Origin of the sequence: Gardnerella sp. 30-4 (genome assembly GCF_001641215.1) — a bacterium.
Classification (GTDB): domain Bacteria; phylum Actinomycetota; class Actinomycetes; order Actinomycetales; family Bifidobacteriaceae; genus Bifidobacterium; species Bifidobacterium leopoldii.
In genome coordinates this window covers 1-11,227 of sequence record NZ_LXJL01000090.1, presented here as the reverse complement: position 1 = coordinate 11,227, position 11,227 = coordinate 1, and the positions used below count along the sequence as shown (strand labels likewise).

Sequence of the window (11,227 nt, the reverse complement as noted above, 5' to 3'; positions counted from 1 at the left end):
ATGGCTAAATTACGCCATTTTCTCGCAAACACCTTTCCGCAAGTAACATGTAAAAAATCTGTAGTTAACATATAATTTACAGAATTTTTCAACAACCTTGCATTTTGACAATGTTTTTTAAAAAAATATTGCTGATTTACCAACTAATGTTGGCGCGTTGTGCAATATAAACCGTAAATTTTTCAGCCAACCAACGATAGGCACAAATGACCTAAATTTTACGCTCGCGCAGTAACGCGCTCGCCTACAAAACTCGCGCGAGTGTTATCTCACGTTTGGAGTGTTATCTGCTGCGAATCACTCCATTTGCGGGGAACTTATCTCACATTTGGAGGGTTTGCGCTACTTTTGCTCTCCAAACGCAGGCGCGACGACCTGCTTGAGCGCAGCACAGCGCGCGCGTAAAGTTTCTGCCGGAATCTAGTTGGGAAGCAGCATAAACTGCGCGCGGTTGTAAAGTTTCTGCCGTTTTTTCGCGCGTAACCGACTTTTTCTTTACACGCGCGTAAAGTTTCTGCCGTTTTTTGTTACTGGTACAGATTAGTGACTGCGTTAGTAACGACCTGCTTTAGCGCTGCGATTTAGCGCGCGCAGTCACAACGCTCACCGCACAGTCGTCGCGTTACTCGCGACGCAACTTACGCAGCATTTTGCGCGAAAGGATCAGCAAATGCTTGCCGCGAATGTCGAGCTGTCGCCCTCGCTTAGACGTTGCAGCAGCAATCATCATGGACAAAACAATCAATGAGAACGCCATTGCAATCACGAATAGCGTCATCCAAAGCGGCCATTGCACGTGGTCATCCGGCGGCTTCACAGGGTCCGGCAGCACACGATACCCCGTCACCAAAAGCCTATGCGAGTTCACACCATACGGGGTACACGTTAGCAGCGTCGCCAAGTCGCGACCCTTTTCGCGCTGCAACAAACTAATATCGTGTGGCTCAACCACGCTGATGCGGAACACTTTGTATCGTAAAGTTTCGCCTTGCACGTCGAGGTAGAAGTAGTCGCCCTTCTTTAAATTCACCAAATCGTCAAACATGGTGGCGTCAGCAAGACCTGTGTGCGCGGTAATAACTGTGTGGCGGTTCTTGCCACCAACCGGCAAATCCGTGCCATACAAATGACCAGCGCCGCGCGCCAAAACTTCTTGCGAACTGCCGTGATAAATAGGAAGTTTTACACCAATTTTCGGAATTTTTACAATGCCGATAATGCCCATAGGTTCCTCAAGCGCCTTAAGATAACGCTTGTATTCAGGCGTGTTAGTTACGTCTTTTTGACCATTCGGACCATACGGATCCGTGGTAAGCATATTCTTGCGAGTTTTATTGTAAAGCTTCGCGGCGCGAATGTGAGCGCGGCGCACATCACCAGCCTGATCGTGGTTATACTTGTCGTACGCGTTAGAAATTTCCTTCGACACGCGATTGTTCCAAAGCGTTGAAACAACAGGGTAACTGAAGCATAAAATGCCTGCCAACACGAATGCAATTGGCTCGACGATGCGGCGGAGCTTGGATTTTTGATTGGTTTTTTGCTGCGATTTTTGCGCGATTGTGGTAGGTTGCGCACTTGCGGAAGGTTGCTCGGAAGAGTTCTGATCTGCAGGATTAATTTCGGATGTAACAGTTTCGGAAGTAGCAGTTTCGGAAGTAGCAGTTTCAGCAGCGCTAGTTTCAGAAGCGCGATTCTTGAAAAGCTTGCTTACGATGGGTGTATTAAGGGCAATTTTGTTGAGGAAAGCATATACTTTAGCAACAGCGTCGTTTAATTTCATGCTTCCTCGTTTCGTGGGTTTTTCGTTGGATTTAGATTTGATTTACGATTTATTTATTTTGCGCTCGCTAGTTAGTTCAATTAAAGCGCACAAATATAGAGCCGGGAGCAACAAGTCGCACCCAGCTCCAATATTTATGCCATGCAAACAGATATTTACATTCATGCAGCAGTGACTGCTGATTTTTCTCAGCAGTCACCAACTACAATCAGGCAGCCTGCTGCTCTTCATCCTTCTTGCGGTTGCGCAAGAAGATGAACATGCCAACAGCAACCAAGCACATGCCAGCCAACGCGAAGATGATCACGCCTGCAGCACCGGTCTTTGGAAGGTTGAACCAAGAACCATTATCCTTGGTTGGTACGTTCACAATTTCAACTTCCTGAGCAGCAGCAGTGGATTTATCAGAAGTTAAAGAAACTTCATGAGGCTGCTCAGAGCGAGCATAACCATCTGGTGCTTTAACCTCAACAAGATAAATCTTGCTATTAGTGTTAGCATCTGTAACCTTAGCAACATAATCTTTAGTTACACCACTAACACTATTCTCAACACCAGTCGTGGTGATGGTAGCCTCAGTATTAGCTTGTGCTGTGTCAGTAAAGCCTGCCATTGCTCCATCGCAAGCTTTATTAGCAGTTGGGTCAGCAGCGCACTTCTTGGCTTCATTTTGATCAGCAAATGCCTTGAATTCAGCCTTGTTAAGAGTCTTTGTTTTATCAGTTGCATCGACTTTCTTAATGTGGAACTTACGGAATTCAGTTTCTGCATCACCGCCAGGAATTGGTTTATCAGGAACACCAACACCGTGACCTGGAACGAAGCCAGACTTGTTAGTTAACTTCTTATCGGAACCAACAAAGCTAGAAAGATTCTTTTTCAACTTAAACTCTAACTTAACAGTAACTTTAACATCCTTGCCATTTGCTGCATTCACAGCACTTGCAATCGATGTAAGACCTGCATCAGTGAACTTAACCTTGATACGAGTACGATTTGCATCTTCAGGCGCAACTAATGCGTTAGAAGTCACATTGTAATCAGCAGCAACCATAGCATTACTCTGACCTACAATCTTAACTTCTTTCACCACACTATTTGCTACAGAATCATATGCTGCAGTTACAGCGTCATCGTAAATAGCAAAGCCTTGGAGCTCATCCTTCGTAATTCCAGTCTTAGCATCAGCAGCATCGGACTTCTTCTTGTTTACTGTTGCAGTAATGGTGTAAGGCAATGTATCACCAGCACCAACAATCTTTCCGTTATCAGCAGTCTTGGTTACATTATTCTTAACATTTGTGTTCTTAGGAGAAACTGACACATCGTATGTGTAGGTGTTGTTCTTAGCAGTGGCTTCACGAGTAATCTCTGGAACAGTCATGAAGAATGGCTTCACATCAGTTGTATAGCCAGTAGGAGCAGACTTTTCCTTCACCAAATACAAGCCCAAATCAAGGTTATCAAATTCAGCCTTACCATTTGTGCCAGTAGTCTTTTCCTTTGCTTGATCTAATGTAAGCTTGGATTCATCAAGAGGTGTTGTATTAAGCTGCTTTACTTTAGCAGCAAGCTTAGTCCAGCCATCTTCAGAAGTTAAATCAACATTAAGGACATCACTGCCATCAGTCTTAATACTGGTAACCTTCTGAATGGTGAAAGTAGCACCTTCCAAAGGCTTATTGTTATTAGATGCATCCTCCTTATTGATGGTGATCTTACCCTTCAGCACCTTACCTTGATCAGACCAAGGTGCTGGCTTAGCAGCTGTTTGGTCAGCACCCGTAGCAAATGCCACGTTGTTTGCCACCACGGCGCCGGCGACGCACAGCGTGCCAGCCATTGCGAGCGAGGCGAATGCCGCCACGCATTGTTTAGTGAATTTATTCACTTTCTTCTCCTTTATATCAGTGCCCTTGTGGGCAGGTTTTGAGGAAAATACGTTTATTGTTTTATTTTGTGTTGCGTTTTGCGAGTGTTACCACATTCAGAGGTTCCCACATTCAGAGGTTCCCACAACTTGCGAGTGAGAGCCACATTCCGTACGTGTGCCGCATTCAGTGATCTAGCCACCGTTTTCTGCTAGCCACCGTTTGCACGCGTCGCATTGCGCAACAAGTTTTAGCGAGAATCGCACTGCAAGCTTGCGAGTCAGTTACGTATTGCGACTAGCCGGCTAGCAGGATTGCGTGCAAATGTTTTCATCAGCATCGCCACCTTTCGCTACGTCGCCTTAAAGCGCGAAGCTTTTTGGCAGTTTTGCAGATAAAATCTTTAAGCAGTGTCTTACGCAGCAACGCCTCGAGCATCGCGCGCCCCCACTTGGTTTGCTCAAGGAAGAACCCAGCCGCCATCACGCCCGTGCCAATCACAGCAAACGCACCAAGCAGCACGTTCCAGTTCATTCCGCCGGTCTTTGGCAGAGCGAATTTAGGCGGATCGATCACGTTCACGTCGAAGGAAATTCTGTTCCAATCAACCGCAGACTTTAATCCTGTAAGCTGAACCTTTTGCATATCTGTAGACGAATACTTTTTATCAGCACTAAGCCCAGCATCAACAGTGTTACTAAACACCGTCAGCGCATTCGGCTTCAACGCAAACACAGCGCACGTGTAATTTCCAGCCTTTTGAGGTACGCCAGCAATATCGTCTTCACTGCGAGACACAGCGCTTTCTATGCTGTCCTGCTTCCCATTCTTCGTAAAACCATACAGCAAGTTAGCCATGCAATTCTTACTGTCTTGACTGCAAGACTTTCGCTGATCAGCAGTTGCAAAAGCCCACGGCTTTACACTTTCGCCATAATTCTGGTTCAGGTGCATATTGAGCGTATCGTCAAGCCCGCGGCTCCACTTTTGCTCGCCTTGCTTAGTGCACATCATGCGCAATGAAATATTGCTACGATCCTTCAAGCTCCACGCGAGCACATACGGGTTCTTAGTAAGGCTCGTGCCGCTCATAACAGTAAGAGAATGACCTCCACCAAGAGTGTCAACAGGATCAGCATCTTGAGACCTTAGCAATGTCATCTTAAGATCCTTGTCGGCACCACTGCCCAAACCTGAAACCGTAACTTTCGCATACACAGGATTGCCGTTGTTTCCGGAATCCGACTCTTCCGAAGTGGAGCCATCCGGATAATGGATGACAATCTCTTTAAAGTACGATTTAGGCGCAACAGATTGATCTGGATGGAAGGTCACTTTGCCGTAACGCGTGCCGTCATCCTTGGCACTGTGCTTGCCACTCTTTTGTTTGGTAGGATCGTCAGGCTTATTGCTTTGCTCACCGGTGTTACCAGCAGCGGAAGCCCAATACGACCAGTCTAAAGACACACTCTTGCCCTTAGTACCGTAATCATTTACCTCAAAGCCGTTCGCAGAATCCTTAAACTCAAACCAAGTGCCATCCGGCAGCGCGCCAGCCTTCACAGCATCCTGGTATTTATCCGCACCGTTAGCGCTCTTAACGCTTTGAGGCACAGCATTCTCAACCTTTTGACCAGCCGTAACGTTCACATCAACGTACTTCGGGTTGTAGAAGTGGTTTTCGTTGTGAATCTTAATTGGTATTGGGCGCTTCGCATAGTCAATGCCTTCAACCGCGTTTTTGCTGCCGTTATCACCATCAAGTTTCCACTTGAAGTTTTGCAACGGATCAGTGTTATTCTTACTTGCATCTTTGTTGAGTTTTGCTACAGCTGCATCGAATCTATCAAGCAAATTATTGGTATCGTCCTTAAACTGCTTTTGCTTAATCGCATACACTACGCACTCGTAGTCACCAGATTCGTTAGCCTTGCCTTTAATCCATCCACGAGTACGCTCAGTTGTGTCGCGTGAGTTACCATTCGTAATGTAATCGTCATACAGCTGCCTATCAGGGTGGCACTGTCTGCTATCCTTCTCGCAAGCTTTCTGAGCTGGTGCATCTTCAGTATGCTCCCAAGTTTTAACGTCCTGCATCGTAATGCCGGCAATACCGCCCGACTGGTAGTGAGACTTAGTGCCGTCTGAATTGATCTTATAGCAGATTGTGCGCAAATTGATTTTTCCAGGCTTATACACGGACCAAGAATCAAGCCAACGAGTCGTCTGTTTAGAAGCACTTAACTCCTCGCCCTTAGTGAGTTTGATTGTAGTATTAGACCAGTTGCCACTACCTTCTTTATCGCCAACATTCAAGTGCAAATTATCAGGAGTCTCATCATGTGATCGAGTAACCTTCACACTCGCATAAATAGGCTTGCCGTTGTTTCCAGAATCTGAATCTGTTGATTTAGAACCGTCCGGATAATGCACTATAACCTGCGTTTGGTCAGGAGCAACAGGGAACCACCTGTGCGGTCGGAACGTAACCTTACCAAACTGACCCGTGCCATTTTTAGCTGAATCACCAAAGTCAGCTTTATTGTCTTGACCATCCTCAAAGAATGCATAACTTAAACCATTCTTTTCAAACCAAGTGCCGTCCGGCAAGTCGCCTTCTTTCACATCGTCTTGCGACTTATCAGCACCGTTAGCATTCTTCTTGCTTTGAGGCAGCCCAGTGGCTTGTTTGGTACCAGCCTCCATAGTTATAGGCTCATACTTAGGGTTGTAGTAGTGCGCGTCCGAGTGCACGTGAATTGGGAATTTCACAGAGTCCCAATCGATGTGCCTTTGAGTGGCATATTCAGGATGATCTTGACTACCCTGCTTATCCGTTAAGACTGACTTACTGATAACATCTTCAAACTTGCGGTCACCAGGGTTCTTTACAAACTCCTTTACAGCATTATCAAACTTAGTTTGCAAAGCACCATGCGCATTACCTTTACCCTCAAGGTCTTTAATAGCGTACACAGTGCACACAAAGTCGCCATTTTCGTTTACCTTGCCGTGCAGCCAGCCCCACGTGCGCTCTGTAGTATCACGTTCATTACCATAAAGATATTTATTACGATCGCACTTACTATCATTGGCTTTACACTCTTTCCTCTGCTGTTCATTAGCTCGCGTCCACTGAGATGGATTCTTATCGGTAAACTCACCGCCTTCAATATTGCCTTTTCGACCAGCAAGTTTCAGACCATTAACACCATCAACCTCATAGCTTTTAGGTTCAGGTTTACCAGTTTGTGGATTCTTTTTGTAGCAAAGCATGCGCTGGTAAATTTTTCCCTGCTTAGCACTCGACCAGGAGTCAAAGAACATTGGCTTATACGTATCGCTAGGCTTGTCGCCTAAAGTATCACCTTTACGGAAACGCATACCGCTTTTATCGTTGTCCTCAATTTTCCTTCCGCCACCATGTTGGGAATAAACATTGAGTTTTAAATCATTTTTTTGAATATCTTGATTAGTTACTTCCACTGGAGCGTATACAGGTTTGCCAAGATTACCAGAATCCGGATCTTCAGAAGTGGAACCGTCCGGATAATGCACGATTACAGGAGCGTAATATTCTTTATTCGCCGTAACACCCTTGTTTGGAGAAAAAGTAACTTTGCCATACATGGCATCGGAAGTAGCATCTTCAGGCTTGTTCTCTCCTGATTTCTTGTTACTTTGCTTACCATCAAACTTAAACCAGTCACGAACTTTATTTTTATCGTTAGGATACCCTCTTAACTCAAACCAAGTGCCTTTTGGCAACCTTGTGCCTTCATCAACAAGATCATTTTGGCTCTTGTCGTCGCCCTTCACGCCGTTAGAACCACGATGGCTTACTGGAGCAGCCGATTGTTTAGAATTACCAGCCTTCACATATACCTTATCGTATTTAGGGTTATAATAATGCGCGTCAGAGTGAACCTTAATTGGCACAGTCCTAGATGTATAGTCAATGCCTTCTCTTAACCCACTGAAGGTATCCGAACTAATGATATTAGTAGAAGAACCTTCTTCCTTTCCAATATTCTTATTCTTTTTCTCAGCATCCTCAAATTTCTTCAAAGCCTTAGGCTTCAAAGCATATACAGTGCACTGATAATTACCAGTCTTTACTGGCTTTCCGGTGATACTACCACGCGTACGCTCCATGGTATTGCTAGTGCTATCAAATAATTTGTTTGCTACACAACCCTGACCATTTCGACACTTTTCCTGTTCCTCATCAGTAGCATGAGGCCACGGTTTTTCGCCATTTATTTTTATTCCATTAATACCGTCAAGATAAAACTTAATATTCGTAGGATTTGTAGTATCAGCACACACAGAACGAATCTTAATATCGCCAGGCTCCTGCACTGACCAAGAATCTATCCACGGTTGTGGATTAACATCACGATTCTTGCGGAATACGAATCCATCGTTATAGTTAATATCTTGACCATTTTTGTTCCTAGCAATATGAAGCTGCAAGTCAGCATTGCCAGGGTCATGACGCTTTAAATTTACCTTCGCGTAAACAGGATTACCCTTAGTAATAGAATCTCCATCTGTAGATTTTGATCCATCAGGATATGTAACTATTACTGGCGTCTTATAAGGATCATTTGGTTTGCTTGCACTAAGCCACTTGTTAGGGTAAAAATATACAGAACCAGTCTTATTATCTTGTGGTTGAATTGCAGACCACGATAAAGGTTCTATTCCATGATTGTACTTTCCTATTACAAAAGTAGTACCTTCAGGTAAAGGACCTTTTATAGATCCATACGATCCATCACTAGTAGGTCTATCAGAAAAATCCTGAGTACCAGCATACATATCCTTTGTTGCATACACTGGGTTGTACAACTGCGACATCTTCTTAACTTTGAAAACGACCTTTTTAGATACACTAACCTGTGATTTCTTGCAGTTATAGAAAGATGGATCAGGATAATTTATACCTATATTAAAGGTTACAGTCTTACCCGCATCCTGCTTCCTAGGTTTGTATATGACCTCACCAGTGAATTCATTGAGGTATACATCACCATCCTGCATATTGTTACTACTCCACACACGCCGGACTCCGTCAGGTAGTTTTTGATTAGTAAACACATATGCTATGCCATTTTGTGGTATATCTTCTGTTTTATAGTCCTTAGGGTTTGTAGGCTTCGGATTTTTATCCTTATTGTATTCGAAATGACCTTTTACAGAATCACCAACCCACTTACCGGTATACATAAATGGTTTTTGCGAATAAGGTTTACCATAAACAGCGTTATAATCTTTGCCGTCACCGAATCTACCAAACGCACCTTTCGGCTCTGGATACCGTAGTTCATCCCAAGAATCAGGATTCGTGTTATGAGCGTGCTCCCATAAATCAGGAAAACCATCGCCATCTGTATCATAAGGACCCATGATCGCAAACTTGTGCTTATCACTATCATCTGATCTAAATCCTGCAATGAATGGAAGGTTTTCTGGAACAGTTACAGAATCATCAAGATAAGCAGAAACTGTCCATCGATACGCAGTTACGGTATCACCGTTCTCTCGAGAAATCAACACACGAGAAAAATCTCCGTGTTCTTTCCATTTTTTAACTTCACAAGTATCAAATTGATCTTTAAATTGATCCTTAGGATCCTTACCTTGTCCAAGGTTTCCTAAAGATAAATTCCAATCATGCTGAAATTTCGGACCATCAGCGTAAGTATATGTCCATCTGGTCCAACCTGCATTAAATTCTCCTGGATTCTTCTCATCTCCCTGTAACGACCAGTTAAAATTAGTTTGCCCAGGCAATAAACTTCGTTTTGTAAATTCACGATAAACATGAACACTAGAGTCATCAATACCCCTCGGAAGATATACGTAGATGTAGCTTCTACCATCCCAAGCCTGACCATCAGATTTCTGATTTCCAATATTTTCAGCAGCGAATTGCGATGAGCCCATTCTTTTAAGTGCTAAGCTATTGGCATTAAAAGTTACTTTCCAAGTTATCTTTCTCCTGATACGACCATTATCATTAACAGTCTCTATTTCAGGATATGAAAGATCAATATCTCTTTGAGCGTCACCAACCCAATAACCATTATGAGTGAAAAAACCGTTACCTGATTTATCCCACCAAGCCTGATCAGCTTTCGCATTATGTGCCGGCGGCACTATGAGCATGGTTAGTATGGTGGCGGCGGCTACGAGCATTGCGAAGAGCGCGCGGCGAAGAGTGTGGGATGGGCGTGCTGCGCGAGCGATGGTGACGCTGCCGGAAGTGGCTGCGTTGCTGGAAGTGACTGCATTGTCGAAAGAAGTGCTGGCAGCGCCGAAAGTACTGGCATTGGTGGAAGAAATAACTGCGGTGCTGGAAGTACGAACGGCGTCGTTAGCGCTGGTCTTACGCCAGACCAAAGCGCGCGACGCAAGACGACCCACGCGTGATGCGAATCCACGGAACTTTGCTGGTAACATTTTCTCGCCTTCCTGGTCCTCAACCGCCGCACAAGCCGCAGTATATCCCAAATTCCAACTCTCTAATCTTTAAGACTTCACGTACTCAACCTGCATACGATGCCAATGCTTAGCGTACTAAAACCTTGTACGCATACTACTGCAAATGCCATAGACAGAGCTAACCACAGGTAGTCAGTATAACATATCTGTATGCCCTATATGCAAGCATGGTTACTGAAAAGCCTCTAATATTTATACCCCCCCCCCATGAATGATTTCAAGCAAAACACGTGTTATATTCGTGCATATAAAAAATTTCTATAATTCACGAATATCGCTAAAAAATCTACTGTAAAACGCATTTATAATGAATAATTTCCGACGCCAAAACGACGAAATCGCGTCTTCGGCGTGTCTAAAAACCGACCACTTTCCCAACACAAAGTACTACATGTTGTTATAGCGCATGCATCGCACCGCTATATACTGTGCTGGTATATGCAGTGCTTGTATACGCTCTATGTGCTGTGTACTTCGCTGCTGTATTCTGTGTGAGATTCGTCACTATATGCCATGTTGCTATATGATTCGTCTATATATACTGTGTGCTTCGTCGCTATATGCCGTGCTGCTATATATACTGTGCAGCACTCAAGCATGTCATCGCGTCAGAAAGAAAATCCGGCAGAAACTTTACACACGTGCGCAGTTTATGCCGCTTCCCAGCCAGATTCCGGCAGAAACTTTACGCACATGTACAGAAAAAGTCGTTTCCGCGCCAAAAAACGGCAAAAGCTTTACAGCTATGTAAAGAAACGGTCGTTTGCGCACCTTAATCCGGCAAAAACTTTACGCGAGTGCAGACAGAAAGCGCGAGCAGAAGTGCGGAGCCGGAAGAAACGGCAGAAACTGTGCAGCCGTGCGCAGTTTATGCCGCATACGCACGCACACAAAACACAACCGAATTCACAATGAACCACCACACAAACCTGCCCTGCCTTCGTCTTTATTGACGAAGGCAGACCTCGCTTGCATTGAAAGCACACCGTGCTTTCAACTTTGAGCAAGCTCGACGCTCCGAATTACCTTTGCGCGCTACGCTTTAAGCGCAAAAGTAGGTCGT

At 44.6% G+C, this 11,227-nt stretch carries 3 protein-coding genes; all 3 read right to left on the bottom strand.

Features of this window, described 5'->3' with window-relative positions; translation table 11 throughout:
• Positions 1 to 622 precede the first annotated feature (622 nt).
• Positions 623 to 1,783, bottom strand: a complete 1,161-nt coding sequence (locus A5294_RS05210; RefSeq protein WP_064340628.1) for a class C sortase — start codon at positions 1,781 to 1,783, stop codon at positions 623 to 625.
• A gap of 208 nt (positions 1,784 to 1,991) precedes the next feature.
• Complete coding sequence (locus tag A5294_RS05205) at positions 1,992 to 3,674, bottom strand: SpaH/EbpB family LPXTG-anchored major pilin (RefSeq protein WP_064340627.1); 1,683 nt, start codon at positions 3,672 to 3,674, stop codon at positions 1,992 to 1,994.
• A 313-nt stretch (positions 3,675 to 3,987) separates the two neighbouring features.
• On the bottom strand, positions 3,988 to 10,122 hold the full coding sequence (locus A5294_RS05200; RefSeq protein WP_064340626.1) for a Rib/alpha-like domain-containing protein: 6,135 nt from the start codon (positions 10,120 to 10,122) through the stop codon (positions 3,988 to 3,990).
• Between the last annotated feature and the right edge of the window lie 1,105 nt (positions 10,123 to 11,227).

Bases quoted from the DNA above. Each gene is read 5' to 3' on its own strand.
- A5294_RS05210 (WP_064340628.1), bottom strand. From the start codon at position 1,783: ATGAAATTAAACGACGCTGTTGCTAAAGTATATGCTTTCCTCAACAAA.
- A5294_RS05200 (WP_064340626.1), bottom strand. From the start codon at position 10,122: ATGTTACCAGCAAAGTTCCGTGGATTCGCATCACGCGTGGGTCGTCTT.